This is a genomic window from Krasilnikovia sp. M28-CT-15, from assembly GCF_047159595.1.
GTDB lineage: Bacteria > Actinomycetota > Actinomycetes > Mycobacteriales > Micromonosporaceae > Actinoplanes.
Genome location: NZ_BAAGAK010000001.1, coordinates 546,613 through 566,737 on the forward strand (window position 1 = coordinate 546,613; position 20,125 = coordinate 566,737).

20 protein-coding genes are annotated in these 20,125 nt (G+C 69.5%); 16 read left to right on the top strand and 4 right to left on the bottom strand.

All coding sequences use genetic code 11. From position 1 onward, the window contains the following. Positions 1–5 precede the first annotated feature (5 nt). From ACMCNO_RS02700 to ACMCNO_RS02740, 9 genes are all read left to right on the top strand, one after another. A complete protein-coding gene (locus ACMCNO_RS02700) occupies positions 6–1,625 on the top strand; it encodes a thiamine pyrophosphate-binding protein (protein WP_412747828.1) in 1,620 nt (539 codons plus the stop codon). Between the two features lie 12 nt (positions 1,626–1,637). Then, entirely contained in the window at positions 1,638–2,069 is a 432-nt protein-coding gene (locus ACMCNO_RS02705) for a hypothetical protein (RefSeq protein WP_412747829.1), read from the top strand. 46 nt (positions 2,070–2,115) lie between these two features. After that, positions 2,116–2,544 carry a nuclear transport factor 2 family protein gene (locus tag ACMCNO_RS02710; RefSeq protein WP_412747830.1) on the top strand — a complete coding sequence of 143 codons (429 nt, stop codon included), beginning with the start codon at positions 2,116–2,118 and terminating at the stop codon, positions 2,542–2,544. Then, entirely contained in the window at positions 2,544–2,996 is a 453-nt protein-coding gene (locus ACMCNO_RS02715; protein WP_412747831.1) for a nuclear transport factor 2 family protein, read from the top strand. The genes ACMCNO_RS02710 and ACMCNO_RS02715 overlap by 1 nt, the downstream gene beginning before the upstream one ends. Positions 2,997–3,028: 32 nt before the next feature. Next, positions 3,029–3,406, top strand: a complete 378-nt coding sequence (locus ACMCNO_RS02720; protein WP_412747832.1) for a nuclear transport factor 2 family protein — start codon at positions 3,029–3,031, stop codon at positions 3,404–3,406. Continuing rightward, the gene (locus ACMCNO_RS02725) at positions 3,403–4,956 is read left to right on the top strand and encodes a GMC family oxidoreductase (protein ID WP_412747833.1); all 1,554 of its coding nucleotides are present in this window, start codon (positions 3,403–3,405) and stop codon (positions 4,954–4,956) included. The genes ACMCNO_RS02720 and ACMCNO_RS02725 overlap by 4 nt, the downstream gene beginning before the upstream one ends. Beyond that, on the top strand, positions 4,949–5,554 hold the full coding sequence (locus tag ACMCNO_RS02730) for a DJ-1/PfpI family protein (RefSeq protein WP_412747834.1): 606 nt from the start codon (positions 4,949–4,951) through the stop codon (positions 5,552–5,554). Before ACMCNO_RS02725 ends, ACMCNO_RS02730 begins: the two co-directional genes overlap by 8 nt. Further along, positions 5,551–6,024: a VOC family protein gene (locus tag ACMCNO_RS02735; RefSeq protein WP_412747835.1), complete on the top strand. Its 474-nt coding sequence runs from the start codon at positions 5,551–5,553 to the stop codon at positions 6,022–6,024. The genes ACMCNO_RS02730 and ACMCNO_RS02735 overlap by 4 nt, the downstream gene beginning before the upstream one ends. A 109-nt stretch (positions 6,025–6,133) precedes the next feature. Continuing rightward, complete coding sequence (locus ACMCNO_RS02740; protein WP_412753590.1) at positions 6,134–7,111, top strand: aldo/keto reductase; 978 nt, start codon at positions 6,134–6,136, stop codon at positions 7,109–7,111. A 181-nt stretch (positions 7,112–7,292) separates the two neighbouring features. On the opposite strand, the gene ACMCNO_RS02745 is transcribed toward ACMCNO_RS02740, so the two are convergent. Next, a complete protein-coding gene (locus ACMCNO_RS02745; RefSeq protein ID WP_412747836.1) occupies positions 7,293–8,537 on the bottom strand; it encodes an IS701 family transposase in 1,245 nt (414 codons plus the stop codon). 861 nt (positions 8,538–9,398) lie between these two features. Between ACMCNO_RS02745 and ACMCNO_RS02750 the strand changes: the two genes are divergently transcribed. The 7 genes from ACMCNO_RS02750 (at position 9,399) to ACMCNO_RS02780 (ending at position 17,176) form a co-directional block, all read left to right on the top strand. Continuing rightward, a complete protein-coding gene (locus tag ACMCNO_RS02750) occupies positions 9,399–10,343 on the top strand; it encodes an NAD(P)/FAD-dependent oxidoreductase (protein ID WP_412747837.1) in 945 nt (314 codons plus the stop codon). A 25-nt stretch (positions 10,344–10,368) separates the two neighbouring features. After that, positions 10,369–10,689, top strand: coding sequence for a UBP-type zinc finger domain-containing protein (locus ACMCNO_RS02755; RefSeq protein WP_412747838.1), 321 nt, complete (start codon positions 10,369–10,371; stop codon positions 10,687–10,689). Further along, entirely contained in the window at positions 10,686–12,080 is a 1,395-nt protein-coding gene (locus ACMCNO_RS02760; protein ID WP_412747839.1) for a peroxidase family protein, read from the top strand. The genes ACMCNO_RS02755 and ACMCNO_RS02760 overlap by 4 nt, the downstream gene beginning before the upstream one ends. 337 nt (positions 12,081–12,417) lie before the next feature. After that, positions 12,418–14,184 carry an AGE family epimerase/isomerase gene (locus tag ACMCNO_RS02765; protein WP_412747840.1) on the top strand — a complete coding sequence of 589 codons (1,767 nt, stop codon included), beginning with the start codon at positions 12,418–12,420 and terminating at the stop codon, positions 14,182–14,184. A gap of 96 nt (positions 14,185–14,280) precedes the next feature. Then, entirely contained in the window at positions 14,281–14,661 is a 381-nt protein-coding gene (locus ACMCNO_RS02770; RefSeq protein WP_412747841.1) for an STAS domain-containing protein, read from the top strand. Continuing rightward, complete coding sequence (gene glgX, locus ACMCNO_RS02775) at positions 14,658–16,796, top strand: glycogen debranching protein GlgX (RefSeq protein WP_412747842.1); 2,139 nt, start codon at positions 14,658–14,660, stop codon at positions 16,794–16,796. The genes ACMCNO_RS02770 and glgX overlap by 4 nt, the downstream gene beginning before the upstream one ends. A gap of 59 nt (positions 16,797–16,855) precedes the next feature. Beyond that, positions 16,856–17,176 (top strand): STAS domain-containing protein, encoded by a 321-nt coding sequence (locus ACMCNO_RS02780; protein WP_412747843.1) that lies wholly within the window; start codon positions 16,856–16,858, stop codon positions 17,174–17,176. A gap of 84 nt (positions 17,177–17,260) precedes the next feature. Here the strand turns inward: ACMCNO_RS02780 and ACMCNO_RS02785 are convergent, their stop codons facing one another. The 3 genes from ACMCNO_RS02785 to ACMCNO_RS02795 are packed head-to-tail and all read right to left on the bottom strand — an operon-like array spanning position 17,261 to position 20,120. Next, positions 17,261–18,505: a glycosyltransferase family 4 protein gene (locus ACMCNO_RS02785; RefSeq protein ID WP_412747844.1), complete on the bottom strand. Its 1,245-nt coding sequence runs from the start codon at positions 18,503–18,505 to the stop codon at positions 17,261–17,263. Next, the gene (locus ACMCNO_RS02790) at positions 18,502–19,683 is read right to left on the bottom strand and encodes a PP2C family protein-serine/threonine phosphatase (RefSeq protein ID WP_412747845.1); all 1,182 of its coding nucleotides are present in this window, start codon (positions 19,681–19,683) and stop codon (positions 18,502–18,504) included. Before ACMCNO_RS02790 ends, ACMCNO_RS02785 begins: the two co-directional genes overlap by 4 nt. A gap of 5 nt (positions 19,684–19,688) precedes the next feature. Continuing rightward, positions 19,689–20,120, bottom strand: a complete 432-nt coding sequence (locus ACMCNO_RS02795; protein ID WP_412747846.1) for an ATP-binding protein — start codon at positions 20,118–20,120, stop codon at positions 19,689–19,691. Positions 20,121–20,125 lie beyond the last annotated feature (5 nt).

Consider the following 20,125-nt stretch of genomic DNA (forward strand, 5'->3'; position numbering starts at 1 on the left):
AAGCGATGATCGAGCAGTTCCTCGCTGACGGCATCACGCACATGTTCGGAAATCCGGGGACGGTCGAGCAGGGGTTCCTCGACGCCTTGGAACAATTCCCCGACTTTCATTACATCCTGACCCTGCAGGAGACGGTCGCGGCGGGCATCGCCGACGGTTATGCCCGTGCCACCGGTGGCCCCGCCGTGCTCCAGCTGCACAGCGGCGTGGGGCTGGGCAACGGCATCGGCATGATGTACCAGTCCAAGCGGGGCCACGCGCCGCTGGTCGTGGTGGCCGGCGAGTCGGGCATCGCGTACGACTCGATGGACGCGCAGATGGCCGCCGACCTGGTCGCCATGGCCAAGCCGGTGACCAAGTGGGCGACCCGGGTGGTCGACCACCGCTCGCTGCTGCGGGTGCTGCGCCGGGCCATCAAGATCGCCATGACGCCGCCGCGCGGCCCGGTCTTCGTGGCCCTGCCGATGGACGTGCTGGACGCGCTCAACGACGAGCCCGTCCTGCCCACGGTCATCCCGGACACCCGGACGCTGCCCGCCCCGGATCTGGTGGCCCGCGCCGCGGCGCTGCTGGCTCCCGCGCAGCGGCCGGTCATCCTGGTCGGCGACGGCGTCTCCGTCGCCGGTGCGGAGCCGGAGCTGGCCCGGGTGGCCGAGAAGCTCGGCGCCGACGTGTGGTTCGTGGACTCGTCCGAGGCCCACCTGCCCGCCGCGCACCCGCTGACCCGGGGCGCGATCGGGCACATGTTCGGCCCGGTCAGCCGCGCCGCGGTGGCCGACGCCGACGCGGTGCTGATCGTCGGCACGTACGTGTTCCCCGAGGTCTTCCCGGACCTGGAGACCCCGTTCCGCCGCGACGCCGCGATCGTGCACGTCGACCTCGACGCGTACGAGATCGCCAAGAACCACCCGGTCACCCTGGGCCTGGTCGCCGACCCGAAGCCGACCCTGGACGCGATCGCCACCACGCTGGACCGGCTGCGCACGCCGAACCAGAACGCGGCCGCGGCGGCCCGGATCGAGGCCCGGCGCGCGGAGAAGGCCGCGGCCCAGCCGGGCAAGGACACGCTGATCGACGCGTTCCTGGCCGAGCTGGCCCGGCGGGCCCCGAAGGACCTGATGGTCTTCGACGAGGCGCTGACCGCCTCCGACTACGTGGTCAAGCACCTCCAGCCGAGCCTGCCGGGGCACTACTTCCTGACCCGGGGCGGCTCGCTGGGTGTCGGCATCCCGGGCGCGGTCGGCATGAAGATCGCGCACCCGGACAAGACCGTGGTCAGCTTCAGCGGCGACGGCGGCAGCCTCTACACGTACCAGGCGTTGTGGACCGCGGTGCGGCACGACGTGCCCGCCACGTTCGTGGTCTGCAACAACCACCGGTACGAGCTGCTCAACAAGAACATCGCGCAGTACTGGAACGAGCGGCACATCTCGGCCCACCCGTACCCGACGTCCTTCGATCTGTCGCATCCGGAGGTCGACTTCGTCGGGCTGGCGCACTCGTTCGGCGCCGAGGGGATGCGGGTCGACAAGCCCGACCAGGTGGCCGAGGCGGTGGACCGGCTGCTCACCGCGCGGCGGCCGTTCCTGATCGACCTGCTCACCGACGACACCGTACGCGACTGAGGAGACATTCCCATGGCATTCACCGAAGCGGCGATCCGGTCCATGGTGGCCGACTGGTACCGGGCCCTGGACCAGCACGTCGAGCTCGCCCAGGCGCTCACCTACCTGGTCGACGACGGCCTGGAGATGCGGTTCCCGGAGGGCACCTCCCGCGGCCACGAGGGCTTCGCCGAGTGGTACAAGGCGGTCACCAACCGGTTCTTCGACGAGGTGCACACCGTCACCTCGGTCGAGTTCTCCGAGCTCGTCGCGGACCGGGCCGCGGTCAAGGTCGTCGTGAACTGGCAGGCCAAGATCTGGAACCCGCCGGCCGCCAAGAGCCTGTGGCTCGGGTTCGACGCGTACCAGACGTGGGAGGTCGTGCCCGGCCCCGAGGGCACCCCCCAGATCAAGACCTACATCGTCGACGCTCTCCAGCCCATGCCGGGCTCGGCGTCGCTGTGACCCCGCCGCGTCCGCGGCGGTATCCCCAGTAAGGAAAGGAACCACTATGTCTAACACCGATCTCGTATTGAGGATGTACGACCTCTTCGGCAAGGGCGACATGGACACCATCAAGACCGAGGTGTTCCACCCGGAGATCACCTGGGCCATGCCCGGCCATCACCCGCTGTCCGGCACGATGAAGGGCGCCGACGAGGTCATCGCGTTCTTCTCCGACCTGTTCCAGGCCGGCATCAACGTTGACGACGTCCACTTCGGCGAGCTCGACAACGGCACCGTCGTGGAGAAGCACCACGGGCACGGCCTCTCCGAGGGCGTCGAGTACCTCTTCCCGACCTGCACCACATACGAGATCGAGAACGGCCGGATCCGCGCGGTCCAGGTGCACACCGCCGACCAGCACGGGGTGGACCGTTACATGTGGTCGCGCTTCCAGCTCAAGAGCGTTGCCGACCGTCTGCTCGTGGGGGCCTGATGTCACCCACGACTGAGCTGGTCGAGGCCGCGTACGAGGCCCTCGCCACCGGCGACCGCAAGCAGATCGAGCAGTACTGGGCCGAGGACATGCGCTGGCTCGTGCCCGGCAACCACCAGCTGGCCGGCTGGTGGGAGGGGCTCGACGGGTTCTTCGACTTCATGTCGCAGGTCGGCAAGCTCTCCGGCGGCAGCTTCGTGATGACGCGTTCGGCGATCCTGCTGGCCGACGGCTGGTCCGCGGACATCTCGCACAACGTCGGCACCCGCACCAACGCGGCGGACGGCAGCACCTCGCCGTACGACCGGCTGGAGATCGACGTCGTGCACGTCCTGCGCTGGCGCGACAACAAGGTCATCGAGGGTCGCGGCGCGATCTACGGCGACGGCACCACGCAATTCAACCAGTTCTGGTCGCAGCTGGCCGCCGACGCCGCGCGCGTCGCCGCCTGACCGACCGGCTACATAGACGCGGAAGGGCACCGATGGACACCAGGGAAGTTGTGGACAGTTACTACCGGCTGGCCAACGCCGGCGAGTGGGACGCGTGGTGCGACCTGTTCGCCGCCGAGCAGGTCATGGACGAGCAGCTCGCCGGTCACATCGAAGGCCGGGAGACCCTTCGCAGCATGATGAAGGGCTTCCCGGACATGTACGCCAGCTTCGCGAACCGACCGCAACACATCGTCGTCGACGGGAATGAGGCCGCCGTGGTCTCGCACATCTCCGCCGTCACGAGTTCAGGCGGCCGCATCGAGGCGAACGTGGCGAACTACTTCCGGGTGACCGACGGGCGCATCACATACATGGCCAACTTCCACGACACGGTGCCCTTCCGCGCCGCCCTCGGGGGGGACAAGTGACCACCACCGAGACGTACGACTACGTCATCGTCGGCGGCGGCACCGCGGGATCGGTGCTGGCGAACCGGCTGACCGAGGACCCGGACGTCAGCGTCCTGGTACTGGAGGCCGGCGGCAGCTTCGTGCCGGCCAACGTGGACAACGCGCCGCTGTGGTACACCCTGCTCGGCAGCGGCGTGGACTGGGGCTACACCACCGTCCCGCAGCCGGGTCTGGGTGGGCGGCAGGTGTACGAGCCGCGCGGCAAGCTGCCCGGCGGCAGCAGCAACCTGTACATCATGATGCACATCCGCGGGCACTCCTCGGACTTCGACAACTGGGCCTACCAGGGCGCGGCCGGCTGGTCGTACGCGGATCTGGAGCCGTACTTCCGCAAGCTGGAACAGCAGCAGACGGTGACCAACGCGGGCGGCCCGGACGCCAACCCGCTGTCGCGGGTCTTCATCGACGCCTGCAAGGACCTCGGCCACCCCGAGGTCGACGACTTCAACGGCCCCGAGATGATCGGCACGGGCTGGCACCACATCGACGTCAAGGACGGCAAGCGCCACGGCGCCCTGGCCGACTTTCTGGAGCCGGCGCTGTCCCGGCCGAACCTGACGCTGCGCACCGACGCGACCGCCGCGAAGCTGCTGTTCGAGGGCGGCCGGTGCACCGGCGTGGCCTACCGCCAGCAGGAGCCGACCACCGCCTCGGGCGAGGGCCGTACGCTGCCCGGCGTCAAGCTGGCCGAGCCGGGCGACCGCGAGGTACGCGCAGCGCGCGAGGTGCTGGTCTGCCTCGGCGCCATCGAGTCGCCGAAGCTGCTGCAGCTCTCCGGTGTCGGCGCCGCGGGCCTGCTGGGTCAGCACGGCATCGACGTCGTCGCCGACCTGCCGGGCGTGGGGGAGAACTTCCACAACCACGTGCTGACCGGGCTGATCGCGGAGACCGTCGACCCGGTCCAGCCGGGGCGGCAGAACCTCTCCGAGTCGGCGCTGTTCACCCGCTCGCAGCCGGGGCTGCCCGCACCGGACCTGCAGCTGGCGTTCGTGCACGTGCCGTTCGACATCATCGTCGGGCAGAACCACCCGAACGCGGTGTCGATCCTGCCCGGCGTGGTGCGCCCGAACTCGCGCGGCAGCGTGCGGCTGGCCTCGGCCGACCCGTTCGCCAAGCCGCTGATCGACCCGAACTACCTCGGCGACCGCTCCGATCTGGAGCGCATGGTGCAGGCCGTCAAGATGTCCCGGGACATCTTCGCCGCACCCGCGTTCAAGGGTCTGCTCAAGGGCGAGCTGCTGCCCGGCGCGGACGTGCGGACCGACAAGGAGATCGAGGAGTTCGTGCGCAACCGCGCGGACTGCTACCACCACCAGGCCGGGTCCTGCCGGATCGGCGTCGACGACCTCGCGGTCGTGGACCCGTCGCTGAAGGTACGCGGCGTGGAGGGCGTCCGCGTGGTGGACGCGAGTGTGATGCCGGCCGTGCCGTCCGGCAACTGCCACACGGCCATCGTCGCCATCGCCGAACGGGCCGCCGATCTGATCAAGGAGAGCCGTCATGCCTGACGTCGTGCTGCGCCCGGGTCCGCTGTCCGGTGCGAAGGTCGCCGTGCTGGTGGAGAGCGACTTCTTCGAGCCGGAGATCCACTACTACCAGCGCCGCTTCGCCGAGGAGGGCGCGGAGGTGCACTTCCTGACCCGGCTGTGGGGCCAGGACCAGATCACCTTCAGCGGCCACGAGTGGCGGGCGCCGTTCACCGCCCACGAAAGCGTCGAGGGGGTCGACGACGAGACGCTGCGCTCGTACGACGCGATCATCGTGCCCTCGGGCATGGTGTCCGACCGGCTGCGCTACACCGAGGACGTGAGCAAGCTGGCCCCGGCCGTCGACCTGGTGCGCCGGGCGTTCGCCGAGCCGGGCATCCTCAAGGGGATCATCTGCCACGGCTTCTGGCTGCTGGCGCCGATCCCGGAGACGATCCGCGGCCGCAAGGTGGTCTGCCACAACAACCTGGTCGGCGACGTCCGCAACATGGGCGCCGAGTACGTCGACGCCGACGTGGTCGAGGACGGCGATGACCTGGTGACCGGGCGCACCGGCATGCATGCGCACCTGTTCGCCCGGCAGATCATCGACCGGCTGATCGAACGGCGCCGCTCGTGACCGCCCCCGCCGCGCCCGCGCTGCGCTGGTCGCACGTCGCACTCAACTGCGCCGACCAGAAAGTCACGGAGGAGTTTTACGCGCGCTGGTTTGGTTTCGAGCGGGCCAGAGTGGTGACCCTGGACGGCGGGGCGGAGATCATCTTCCTCCGCCAGGGCGACGTCTACCTGGAACTGTTCGCGACCACCGACGCCACCCCGTTCGCGGTGAGCGCGGACGGCCCGGCGTACCACGGGATCGCCCGGCACCTGGCGTTCCAGACCGACGATCTGGACGCCTTCCTGGAACGGGTGGGCGACGCCATCCCGGTCTCGCTGGGACCGCTGAAATTCGACAGTTTCATCGCGGGCTGGCACAGCGTCTGGCTCACCGACCCCGACGGCGTGATCATCGAGGTCAGCCAGGGATACCGCGACGCCGACCCGGCCGACCTGCTGGCCGCGCACGTCCACTCCGGACCGAGCACGTAAGCGGGATGTCACATCGCCGAGCTAGCCTGCGCGGTACACATCTGACGAGCGGGGGGAACCCACGTTGAGATACCGCACACTAGGCCGTACCGGTCTGCGGGTGTCCGAGATGTTCCTCGGCACGATGACCTTCGGCACGGACTGGGGCTGGGGCGCGCCGCTCGACGAATGCCGCAAGCTGTACACGGCATTCGTCGAGGCGGGCGGCAACGTCATCGACACCGCGGACAAGTACACCGAGGGCGAGAGCGAGCGCATCGTCGGTGAGCTGATCAAGCAGGACCGGGACCGGATGGTCGTGGCGACGAAGTACACGCTCTCCGCCGACGGCACCGACCCGAACGCGTCCGGCAACCACCGCAAGAACCTGACCAGGGCGATCGAGTCGAGCCTCACCCGGCTGGCCACCGACCGGATCGACCTGCTCTGGGTGCACATCTGGGACCCGGCCACGCCGATCGAGGAGACGATGCGCGCGCTGGACGACGCCGTCCGCGCCGGCAAGATCCTCTACGTGGGCATCTCGGACACCCCGGCCTGGGTGATCTCCCGCGCCAACACCCTCGCCGACTGGCGCGGCTGGACCCCGTTCGCCGGGGTGCAGCTGCCGTACAGCCTGGTGCAGCGGGACGCGGAGCGGGAGTTGCTGCCGATGGCCGAGGCGATGGGGCTGTCCGTGGCCGCCTGGTCGCCGCTGGCCCGGGGCGTGCTGTCCGGCAAGTTCACCCGGTCCACCCCGACGACCCACACCCGGGTCCGGGCCGAGGACATCAGCGAGCGGGAGCTCGCGGTCGCGCGGACGGTCGACGCGGTCGCGGACGAGCTGGGCGCCAGCTCGTCGCAGGTGGCGCTGGCCTGGGCGATGGCCGGCCGCCCGAACCTGCACGTGGTGCTCGGCGCCCGCCGCCTGGAGCAGCTGGCCGACAACCTGGGCGCGGCCGACCTGGAGCTGCCGGAGGAGGCGATCCGCCGGCTGGACGAGGCGAGCGCGATCGAGCTGGGCTTCCCGGCCGACTTCATCGCCTCGATGGGCGGGTTCACGTACGGCCCGGTCGGCGAGCGCGTCGACTTCGTCGACCGCGCCTGACGATCGGGCAGCGGTTCACGCCGACGGCGCCGGATCCGGGTGATCCGGCGCCGTCGGCGTGTGACGACTGCCCCTGCGTTGCTGTGTAGCGCATGCCCGGTCACCGAGCAGCGCCAGCCCCTGCCCTGGCGCTGCTGAGCTGCAACCCCGGCCGAGCGGCCGCGAGTGCCCTGGTGGCAGCTCAGGAGGCGGCGTACTCCAGCCGGTCCTCGCCGCCGGGGCATCTCGTGCCGGTCCGTTCCGCGATCACGTCGTAGGTGTAGGCCGCGCTGCACAGGGCGACGTGGTGGTGCCAGCCCGCGAACGTGCGGCCCTCGTAGTCACGCAGGCCGTACCGGTCGGCGAACGCTTCCAGGCGCGGCGCCGCATGCAACCGGATCTTGGCGAGCGCCACCAGCTCGGACAGCGGGCGGTCGACCATGTTGGTGAGCCAGAAGCCGCGCGGCCGAGCCTTCCCGAGCGGCCACTCGCACAGCAGCGTGCGCTGCGGAGCGGGACCGTGGGCCCGCCCGGCGACCCCGTCCGACAGCGTCGCCCGGACGGGTAGCTGCAGGAACTGCGAGCGCAGGCCAGTGGCGCCCTCGTGTCGCCACTCGACTGTCTCGCGGGGCAGGTTCCAGGTGCGCGCGATCAGGTCACTGACGGTCAGGTGCCACGGCAGGGTCTGCGTGTCGCCGAGGCTCGCCGTCTGCGGCCGGGGGGTGCGGTTGCCGGGGGTCTCGTACCAGACCCGCTGGGTGGGGCTGACGTGCACCAGATACTGCTGGCGACGTTGCTCGAGGCCGGCCAGGAACGGCTCGATGTTGGTGCGGTTCGCGGTGTCCACGACCACCGGAGCCGACGGCAGTCCCCACTCAAGCGCCATGTCGTCGAGCACCTCGACCTGGTACTGCCAGTACGGCCGGGGCAGCTCGTGGTCCGGCATGCGGGCCCGGGTCCGGCGCTCGACGTCGCGCCCCCACGCCTCCGGGACCATCAGCCGCCAGTTGATCGGCACGGTCAGGTCCTCGTCGGTGAGGGTGACCGTGATGGCCAGCTGGCAGTTGCAGACCCGGCCGAGCGTGTGCACGTACTGCCGCTCGACGGCGGCCGAGTAGCGGCCGTGCTTCGGGAAGTGCACCTCCTCGATCACGTATGCGGACGGCTTGAGGTGCTGGACCAGGCGTTCGAAGAGCCGTCGCCGGATCGGCTCCGGGTCCCAGGGGCTCTGGTTGATGAACTGTTGCAGGGACTGTTCGCTGCGGCCGGGCGCGGTCTCCACGAGCCGGCGGATGGACTTGCGGCCCGCGCAGTTGAGCAGGCCGTACAGGTACGTCTCCGCGGCGTTGCGCTGGTCCGTCCGGCCGAGCGAGGCGAACACGTCTGTGCAGAAGCTGCGGAAGTCCTCCTCGCTCCACTGTGATCTTGTGGTGGTGGGTTCAGTCACCTGGTGCTCCCCCCGTGATGCGTCGCTCCTCTGTAGACCGGCTCCCATTATGGATTGAAGCAAGTGGTTGAGATATCGCCTACTCGACGTAGTCCGACCTTTCTTTTGGGCTACCCCCAGGTACCGGTTCCCAGTGCGTTCACATACGGCGTATATGGCGGTAGGAAAAGAGGGTCGGCGTGGTCTCGGCCCATGAGTCCGGATTGGGTGGCTTCGGCGACGAGCCGCTGATGGCAGTGGTTGTGGCAAGCGCCCTGACGATGACGAACGCGTGTGCTCACAAGGGATTTCGCGTGACGGACGCCACACCCGCGCTCGCGTGGAGGATGCGCTGGAGAACTGCTGGAGGCGCGCTGGAGACTCGCTCAAGCCGCTCCGGGCTCCCCCGTTCGGATGAATATCGGATCGGCCGTTCGGGTCAGGCGTGACTCCGTGTGGTCGACCGATATACCCATCGGGCGGACCCGCAAATGACAATTCTCCTGCTATTGAAAGCGTTCTCACGTCGCTTGTAAATTTGCTTGATACATCAATTACCACCAGGGGTCGTACCAGTATTCGGACGGATTCCTCACCGCATCCACGGCGCTGGATGCTGCATTCTTTGCGCTGATCGGCAGTGTCGAGGCATGTTCGACCTGACGGACTGTGCCGCTCGACTTGACGCAGTACGGCATTGCGGGACCGGCGGGCGGGTACCGGCGCGCGCGTGTGTCAGGCTCGGCGGGTGCTTTCGGTCGGGGGCCTATCACCATGCGTAGTCTGCGGTCACGCGCCCGCGCGTCCCGCGTGGACAGCCGCGACCCCCCGTCCCGACCGGCCGGACCCGGGATGCCCCGGTGACTGTGGAGGGAAAATCCTGTGACCACCAACGAGCCCGCCTCCGGCGCCAGCGCGGACGCGATCGTCGTCGGCGGCGGCCCGGCCGGCCTGTCGGCCGCGCTCTACCTGGCCCGCTACAACCGCACCGTGCTGGTGTTCGACACCGGACACGGGCGTTCGACACACCATCAGAAGAACCGCAACTACCTCGGCTTCCCGGAGGGCATCGCCACGATCGGACTGCGCGAGTTGGCCCGGCAGCAGCTCGCCCCGTACGAGCAGATCACGATCGTGCACCACGTGATCAGCGAGATCACCGGCGACGGCGAGTCCGGGTTCACCGCGCAGGGCCAAGGTGACCACCGGTGGCACGGCCGCGTCGTCGTGCTGGCCACCGGCGTGCTCGACCACTTCCCCCACTTCCCCGGCTGGGAGTCGTACGTCGGCCGGAGCATGTTCTGGTGCATCACCTGCGACGGCTACGAGAACCGCGGGCGCAACATCCTGGTCGTCGGGCACACCGACGCCGCCGCGGGCGAGGCGATGCAACTGCACAGCCTGACCGACCGGGTGCAGCTGCTGACCAACAGCCACTCCGACGAGATCAGTTCCAAGTTCCGCAAGCGGCTCGACAACGCGAACATCCCGGTGATCGACGACCACATCCACGAGGTCGAGGGCGCCGACGGGATGATGACCGCGGTCAACACCCGCGGCGGCCTGCGCATCGAGCTGGACTCGCTGTTCAGCATCCAGGGCGCGACCCCGGAGACCAGGCTCGCCCAGCAGCTCGGGGTGCGCCTCGCCCCCAGCGGCTGGATCGAGGTGGACACGGAACAGAAGACCTCGGTGCCGGGCGTGTACGCCGCGGGCGACGTCACCGCGCTGCACTCGCATCAGGTGACCGCGGCCGTGCACGAGGGCGCCCAGGCCGCGTCGGCGGCAAACTACTTCCTGTACCCACCCGAGCTCAAGGCCGACTGACCGCCGCGCGAGAGGACCCGTCGAGATGACCACCTGGATCGTGGTCGGGGATGCCGAGGGCAACCCGACCGACAAGTCCTGCACGCACCTGGAGGGCCTGGGCGAGGTGACCCCCAGCACCAGCTACGGCTGCGAGGACTGCCTGCGCGAGGGCACCCGCTGGGTGCACCTGCGCGAGTGCCTGAACTGCGGCCACGTCGGCTGCTGCGACAACTCCCCGCGCCGGCACGCCACCGCGCACTGGCGCAAGACCCAGCACCCGCTGGTCCGCTCCATGGAGCCGGGCGAGGACTGGGGCTGGTGCTACCCCGACTCGCTGTTCCTGCTTCCGGAGGAGCTCGCGTGACGGCTACCGCGTCCGAGGCGGCGGCGCAGCGCCGTACGGTCCGCGACCACTGCCTCGCGCCGGGGCGCCTGGTCGACGCACCGTCCGCGGGCGCCCGCTACGGCCGGCTCTTCCCCGGCCTGGCCCCGCTGGCCGCCGACCCGGACGCGCTGTACGCGGCGGGCACCCCCGGCGGCATCTGCGACGCCTCGCACTTCCCGACCCGGGGAATGCTCAGCGGGCACTCCGCCGACGACGCCCACGAGGCGGCCGGCTGGCCGTTCTTCGGGCAGTTCGTCGCGCACGACATCACCGCCGACCGTTCGCCGGTCGGGGTGCAGGCCGACGTGGTCGCGTTGCGCAACGCCCGCTCACCCCGGCTGAACCTGGAGATGGTGCATGCCGAGGGCCCGGTCGGCACCCCGTTCCTCTACGACGCCCAGGACACGGCGAAGCTGCTCACCAGCGCCGACGGTTACGACCTGCCGCGCAACTGGCAGGGCACCGCGCTGATCGGCGACCCGCGCAACGATGTGCACACGTTCGTGGCCCACCTGCACCTGGCGTTCCTGCACGCGCACAACCGGCTGGTGGACCGGCTCCGCGAGGACGGGGTGGGCGAGGACGATCTCTTCGAGGAGGCGCGTCGCTCCCTGACCTGGCACTACCAGTGGATCGTGGTGCACGACTTCCTGCCCCGCCTGGTCGGCCCCGAACTGGTCCAGGAGATCGTCGACAAGGGCCCGCGCTACTTCTCGCCGGGCGTGGGAGAGGCGTACATCCCGCTGGAGTTCGCCGATGCGGCCTACCGGTACGGCCACGGCCAGATCCGGCACCGCTACCGGATGCAGCCGGGCGGGACGTTCTATCCGCTGTTCCCCGATCTGTTCGGGCACGGGCCGATCCCGCCCGAGCATCGGCTGGACTGGGCGCAGGTGTTCGACCTGCCCGGCGAGCCGCCCGCGCAGCGCGCCAAGCGCCTGGACGGCGGACTGCCGGCCAGTCTGATCGCTCTGCCCCGCGAGGTGACCGGCGACGTTCCGGTGGACGCGTACCGTTCGCTGGCGGTCCGCGACCTGCTGCGCGGGCAGGCCACCGCACTGCCCTCCGGTGAGGCGGTCGCCGAGCTGCTCGGCGAACGCCCGCTGAGCCGGGACGAGGCCGGACCGGAGTGGGCCGGTGCCACCCCGCTCTGGCTGTACGTCCTCAAGGAGGCCCAGCACCGGGCCGGCGGGGACCGGCTCGGCCCGGTCGGCGGCCGGATCGTCGCCGAGGTCCTCATCGGACTCCTGCGCGCCGACACCGACGCCTACCTGACCGCCGACCCGGACTGGCGTCCCACGCTGCCCGGCGCCGGGCCGGAGTTCACCCTCGTGGATCTGCTGGTGCTCGCTCGGACGTCCAGCGCCTGACCGACCGGCTCCCCCGAAGCGGGTCGCGGCCTCCGTGCCGCGGCCCGCTTTCCCTTTCGCTTGCAGTGCGCGCCGGACGCCGTCGGATGCGGCCCGTAGAAATGTGGCCGAGGAGAACGCGAACTGCGCGGCGGACTTGACGAAAATGGTCCGCCGATCACGCGGCGCAGGACCGTCCACATCGAACGCCGTTGACGCATGCGAACGCCGCTGGCGACGATACATCCCTACCGTTCGCCAAATCCGGCAAGGCCGCCACGTCTGCTTGCTGCCTCAGGGAGGGTCGATCATGACCGAAGACATGCGCTTTCCTTTCATGGACACCATTGCGGGAAGCGTGACCGAATACGACCGCGGGAAGGGGGTCTTCGGGCTGCGGACCATCGACGGACGGCGCTTCGACGTACGGCTGTCCGACGGCATGTCCGCCGAGCTCCTGCGCAACCTCGACGAGCCGTACGCGGACGCCAGCGGGCACGTGGACGACATGCTCACGCCCGGTCGGCCGCTGTTCGCCTACGGCGTGTTCTACCCCGAGGGCGGCGCGTACAACTACGTGGCGAAGCGGCTGGTCTTCATGGGCCGCAGCGTCGACGACTACAACTTCGAGCGACCGAACTGGTGGATCAACCAGATCGACTCCCTGGCCGGCTTCTACCGCAAGGCGCAGTTCGGCCACGACCCGATCGACTACAAGAACTACCGGACGAACATCCGGCTCGGTGGCGAGAAGACCGACAGCCACGTGCAGGAAACCGACACCATTTCGAGAATGGTCTACGGAATGGCGTCGGCGTACATGCTGACCGGCAACGAGGAATACCTCGAGATCGCCGAGAAGGGCACCGAGTACCTGCGCGACCACATGCGCTTCGTGGACACCGACGCGGACGTCGTCTACTGGTACCACGGGATCAAGCTCGACGGTGACTACGAGCGCAAGCTGTTCACCTCGGAGTTCGACGACGACTACGACGCCGTCCCGATGTACGAGCAGATCTACGCGCTGGCCGGGCCGACCCAGACGTTCCGGGTCACCGGCGACCCGCGGATCTCCGACGACGCGGACGCCACGCTGCGGCTGTTCGAGAAGTACTACCGGGACACCGCGGGCGGCGGCTACTACTCGCACATCGACCCGGTGCTGCTCAGCCCGCACCACGAGTCGCTGAAGTTCAACAAGTCCCGCAAGAACTGGAACTCGGTCGGCGACCACGCCCCCGCGTACCTGATCAACCTGCTGCTGGCCACGGGCGAGCAGCGGCACGCGGAGATGCTGGAGCGCACGTTCGACACGATCGTGGACCACTTCCCGGACTACGAGGTCAGCCCGTTCGTCAACGAGCGGTTCTTCCACGACTGGACGCACGACCTCGGCCACACCTGGCAGCAGAACCGGGCCGTGGTCGGCCACAACCTGAAGATCGCCTGGAACCTCATGCGGATGCACGCGATCAAGCCCAAGGACACCTACCGCCAGGTGGCCGAGAAGATCGCGGAGATCATGCCGGCCAAGGGTTCCGACCAGCAGCGCGGCGGCTGGTACGACGTGGTCGAGCGGGTGCTGCAGCCGGGCGAGGAGTGGCACCGGTTCGCGTGGCACGACCGTAAGGCGTGGTGGCAGCAGGAGCAGGCCATCCTGGCGTACCTGATCCTGTTCGGTTCGATCGGTGGCGACGCCAACCAGGCCCAGGCGCGGCAGGCGGAGGCGTTCTACAACACCTTCTTCCTGGACCACGACGAGGGTGCGGTCTACTTCAACGTGCTGGCCAGCGGCATGCCGTACCTGCTGGGCACGGAGCGGCTCAAGGGCAGCCACTCGATGAGCATGTACCACTCGGCGGAGCTGTGCTACCTCAGCGCCGTCTACACCAACCTGCTGATCACCAAGCAGCCGCTGGACCTGTGGTTCAAGCCGCGGCCGGACGCGAACCGTACCCTGCGCGTCGCGCCCGACCTGCTGCCCGAGGGCCGGGTCCGGCTCACCGACGTCGAGATCGACGGCAAGCCGTGGGAGACCTTCGACCCGATCGCGATGACTGTCGACCTGCCCGAGTCGCAGAGCTCGCTCACCGTCAAGGTCCGGCTCACCCCGACCGCCTGACCACCTCGCACCCCGGTGACCGCCACCGGGCCCGTGCCGTCCCGGCCGGGTCCGGTGGCCGTCGCCGGTTCGCCTGGAATGCGCGAAAGGACGGACATGCACATCACCAAGGACAACGTCAGCGACGTCACGGTGGCCCGCCTCGTCGGGACGCTGGACGGCGCATACGCACAAGAAGTGCACGACGGCATCGTGGAGATCCTGCTCGACCGGCAGCCGGTCCTGCTGGACTTCTCCGGGGTTCCGCACGTCGCGCAGGACGGTCTGCGCACCATGCTGGCGATCTACCGCCAGGCGCAGGCGCTCGACGGCAAGGTCTGCGTCGTCGGGGTCACCGGCGAACTGCACCTGGCCCTGCGGGCGACCGGCTTCCTCCGGTTCTTCCTCGTCGCCGACGACGTGGAGGACGGAGTGGCGGTTCTGCAGGAGGCCGCCGACGACAGCGACCAGAAGATCGAAGAGAAGGTGGCCTCATGACCGCCCCCGTGCACGTCGTCCGTGACCGGATCGACTCGTACCCCACCCACCAGATCGCCGGATACGGCGTCCGCCTCGGGCGGCACATGCCGTTCGGGGCGACGCTGGTGCCGGGCGGGGTGAACTTCTCCGTCTACTCCAGCGCGGCCGAGGCGGTCTCGCTGGTGCTGTTCCGATCGGGCGAGCACACCCCGCTGGCCGAGATCGAAATCCCGCACGAGTTCCGCATCGGCGGGGTCTGGGCGATCACCGTGTTCGGCCTGGACTACGAGAACCTCGACTACGGCTACCGGGTGCGCGGGCCGAGGAACGCGCACATCGCGGACCGGTTCGACCCGGAGAAGATCCTGGCCGATCCGTACGCGCGGGCGATGTCCGGCCGGGAGGTCTGGGGGCGGCAGCCGGACTGGAACGACCCGTACCAGTACCGGTCCAAGCTGGCCTTCGACGACTTCGACTGGGACGACGACCGGCCGCTGCGCATCCCGAACGAGGACCTGGTCGTCTACGAGATGCACGTGCGCGGCTTCACCCGGGACCCCTCCTCGGAGGTGTCCGCGCCGGGCACGTACGCGGGCCTGGTGGAGAAGATCCCGTATCTGAAGTCGCTCGGGGTCAACTGCGTCGAGCTGATGCCGGTCTTCGAGTTCGACGAGTTCGAGAACAGCCGGATCGACCCGGCCACCGGCGAGATGCTGGTCAACTACTGGGGCTACTCGACCGTGGGCTTCTTCGCGCCCAAGGCCGGGTACGCCGCCACCGGCCCGTTCGGCATGCAGGTCGACGAGTTCAAGAACCTGGTGAAGGAGCTGCACGCCGCCGGCATCCAGGTGCTGCTCGACGTGGTGTTCAACCACACCGCCGAGGGCAACGAGGAAGGCCCGACGATCCACTTCCGGGGCCTGGACAACCGGACGTACTACATCCTCACGCCCGAGGGGTACTACTTCAACTTCAGCGGCACCGGCAACACGTTCAACTGCAACCACCCGATCGTCCGCAACTACGTGCTGTCCTGCCTGCGGTACTGGGCCAGCGAGTTCCACATCGACGGGTTCCGCTTCGACCTCGCGGCCATCCTGGACCGCGGCGAGGACGGCGCCCCGCTGGCGAACCCGCCGCTGCTGGAGGCGCTGTCGTACGACCCGCTGCTGCGCGACTGCGTGCTGATCGCGGAGGCGTGGGACGCGGGCGGCCTCTACCAGGTCGGGGCGTTCCCGAACTACGGCCGCTGGTCGGAGTGGAACGGCAAGTACCGGGACACGGTCCGCAACTTCCTGCGCGGGGAGCCGGGCACGATCGGCGACCTGGCCACCCGGATCGTCGGCTCGCCCGACCTGTACTCGACCCGGGGCACCATGGCGTCGATCAACTTCATCACGTGCCACGACGGGTTCACGTTGAACGACATGGTGTCGTACAACGGCAAGCACAACGAGGCCAACGGCGAGGACAACCGGGACGGCAACGACGACAACGGAAGCTGGAACTGCGGCATCGAGGGGCCGACAGACGACGCCGAGGTGCTCGCGCTGCGGTTGCGGCAGATGAAGAACGCGTTCCTGTTGTTGCTCACCAGCCACGGCGTTCCGATGATCTACTCCGGCGACGAGGTGGCCCGTAGCCAGGGCGGCAACAACAACGCGTACTGCCACGACAACGCGATCAGCTGGTTCGACTGGTCGCTGGTCGAGAAGAACAGCGAGCTGCTCGACTTCGTCCGCAACTGCATCGCGTTCCGGGCGGCGCACCCGCTGCTGCGCTCGCCGCTGCACCCGACCGGCCAGGACGTGACCGGCACCGGGTACCCGGACGTCAGCTGGCACGGGGTGCGGGCGTGGGACGCGGACTGGTCGCAGGACAGCCGGCTGCTCGGCGTGCTGCGTACCGGGCCGGGTGCGGACGGCGCGTCGGACTTCATCTACCAGGTCGCGAACGCGCACTGGGAGGGTCACGACGTGGAGCTGCCGGCGCTGCCCGAGGGTCTGCGGTGGCACCTGTTCGCCGACACCTGGGCGGGCTCGCTCAGCTCCGGTGGCGCCATCCATCCCGGATTCGAGCCGCCGGTGGACAACCAGCGGTCGGTCTGGGTGGGACCGCGGTCCTCCGTCATCCTGGTGGCACGCCCACAGTAAGATAAATCGGCCTGCATCGATCCTTACGGGGATCGTGCTCACGGGGGAGGAGACAGGTTGTGGGATTCACCGCGCGGGTGAAACATACCGGCACGATCGCGCTGATAACTCTGGGCGGGATGTTCGACACGCTCAGCGGGCCGGACTTCCGCCGCGAGGTCGACCTTGCCGCACAGCGCAGGGTCGACACCGTGGTGCTGGACATGACGGACGTGAACTACCTGTCCTCGGGCGGGCTGCGACTGATCGCGTACCTGCGGCAGAAGTGGCCCGCCGGGGTCAAGATCTCGCTGGTCGGCGCGAACGAGGCCATCCAGCGCACGATCCGTCTGGTCGGCTTCCACTACAGCCTCGAGTTCGGCGACCAACTGCCGGGCTGACGGCGACACGCACCACAGAGCGGGGCACCGGAGAGATCCGGTGCCCCGCTCTTCCGCGTGGGGGCGGTCTTGTCGTGCAGCAGGTCAGGTGAAGAGCAGATTGCCTTCGGGCAGCGCGATCCGCTCGGCCATACCGTCCGCACGGGGGTCGCGCCGCGCCCGGGCGTACTGCTCGACGGTGCGGTTCGCGATGGCGGCCCAGGAGTATTTGTCGGCGACCATCCGCTGCGCGGTGCGGACCATCCAGGCCGCCGTCGACCGGTCGGCCAGCAGCCGGGACACCGCCCGGCCCAGCCCCTCCGGCTCGCCCGGGCGGAACGTCATGCCGGTCCGGCCCGGCTCGACGATCTCCTTCAGGCCGCCCGTGGCCGCCGCCGCGACCGGAGCGCCCGCCGCGGACGCCTCGATCGCGACCATGCCGAACGGCTCGTACCGCGAAGGCACCACCATCGCGTCGGTGGCGGCCATGGTGGCCGCCAGGTCACCGTCGAGGAAACCGGCGAAGGAGACCGCATCGTGCAGGTGCAGCGCGTCGGTCTGCTGCCGCAGCTCGCCCGCGTACGGGCCGTCACCGGCGATGACCAGACGCAGGCCCGGATGCTGCCCGCGCAGCGTGGGCAGCGCGGCGATCAGGTCCTGGACGCCCTTCTCATACACCAGGCGGCCCGCGAAGCCGAGCAGCGGGCCGGAACCGGCGAACCGCATCCGGGCCCGCGCGATCCGGTCCGCCTCGGCCGCCCACTGGTCCGGCTCGGCGCCGTTCGGGATCACGTGGATCCGCTCGGCCGGGGTGCCCAGCGCCTGGTGGACCTCCCACCGCATGTAGTGCGAGCAGACCACCACCCGGTCGGACTGGTTGGCCAGCCAGCACTCCACGGAGTGGATGGAGCGGCTCAGGTCGCCCGGCAACCAGCCCTGGTGGCGGCCCGCCTCGGTGGCGTGCACCGTCGTGACCAGCGGGATGCCGACCTGTTCGCGGACCGTCACCGCGCTGTGCGCGACCAGCCAGTCGTGCGCGTGCACCACGTCGAACGCGGCCGACCGGGCGACCTTCAGGGCCGCCCGGGTCAGCGCGTGGTTGACCGCCAGCGCCGCGGCGAACGGGGCGTGCTCCCCGCCGGGCGTCAGCGGTGCGTCATCGGAGACCCGGACGATCGTCAGCGGCCCGTCCCGTTCGACCGTGGTCGCCGCGCTGCCACCGGGCGCCCGGGTCACCACCGTGACCTCGTGGTCGGCCGCCGCCAGCGCCCGGGACAGGGCGTACACGTGGCGTCCGAGGCCGCCCACCATCAGCGGTGGGTATTCCCAGGACAGCAACAGGACTCTCATATCGGCTCCCCGTAGATTGGCTGCCGGCGCAGGCCGAGCATGGTGACGTCGTCGAACTGGTCGGCCGCCCCCGAGTGGGTACGGATCGCCGTGGCGAACCGGTCGACCACGTCCTCGGCGGTGCCACCCTCGACGAGCACCGCGCTGCACCGCTCGTCGCCGAAGAACTCACCGTCACAGTTCTTGGCCTCCGGCACCCCGTCGGTGTAGAGGAACAGCAGGTCGCCCGGCCCCAGCTCGGCCCGGCCCAGTTCGAAGCGCGCGTCCGGCATGATGCCCAGCGCCGGGCCGGTCGGCTCCAGGCGCTGCTGAGTCCCGTCGGCGCGCCGGATCACCGGCGGGTTGTGGCCGCAGTTGATGTAGACGAGGTCTCCGCCGCGCGGGTCGACCACCCCGAAGAACAGCGTGGCGAAGTACGCCTGATGCATGTGGTTCGCCATCAGGTAGTCGTTGGTCGTGCGGACCGCGCGCAGCACCAGGGCGGTGCTGTCCTCGACGTCGGACTGCTCGGCCGCCGCGGCCTGCCGCAGCAGGCTGCGGATCAGCGCCATGAACAGCGCCGCGCCGATGCCCTTGTCGCACACGTCCGCGATGGCGAACGCCAGGAAACGACCGTTGATCACGTCGTACGCGTCGTAGAAGTCGCCGCTGACCTCGCGCGCCGGCTGGAACCAGGCGGCGATGTCCCAGCCCTCGATCTCGGGCAGCGCCTGCGGCAGGAACCCGAGCTGGATCTCCCGGCCGATCGCCAGGTCGCGTTCGAAGTCGCGGTGCTCCGCGGCGGTCTGCAGGTGGCTGAGCGCGACGCCCAGGTCCCGCGTGTGGCGGCTGACCGCGAGGCGGCTCTGCACCAGGTGCGGCCGGAACGGCGCCAGCAGGAACTCGGAACCGTCGCGGACGTGGGCCGCCAGGTGCTCGTCGTCGGTGTCGGCGAACGACACCACCGCCGGCGCGTGGCCCTCCGTCGCCACGATCCGCTCCACGAACGAGCGGACCGTGGCGACGGCGACCCCGGCGTCGACCAGCAGCATGTCGGGCGTGCCGTCGGTCGGCCACCAGTCGGCCAGAACAGACTGTGGCGTTCGGATCTGCGGTGGATCGCCGTCGTCGGCCAGGACCCGCCACAGGTCGCGGGCCGACGAGCTGCATCCGTTCACGATCATTGTTGTTCCGGCCATGTCGCCTATCCCCGTTGTGTTTCCGTTTCCCGTCGAAAGACGACGGTGGTTCGGTTGGCTCCGTCGACGTACTCGTGTGCGGCCGCGTCGACGGAGTGTCTGGTCAGGTAAAGGCCGAGCGAACCCGGCTCCCGGTCCTGCAGCGGAAGGTCCAGCCCGGTCGGCTCCGGCGCCCCGAACGGATCGAACGGCGGCGCGGTGTCGATCAGGCGTACCCACACCTCGGCGGCGGTCAGGTCAGCCTCGATGGTGACCCGGCCGTCGGCGTCGTCCGGCCCGTACCCGTGCCGGACGATGTTGACGAACAGTTCCTCGGTCGCCAGCCGCAGCCGGTACGCCGTGTCCTCCGACATGCCCGCCGCCCCGATCAGATCCGCCAGCAGCTCGTTGACCGCCGTGAGGGAATCGGTGACGGCGGGCACTGTCAGGGTTCGCACCGGTG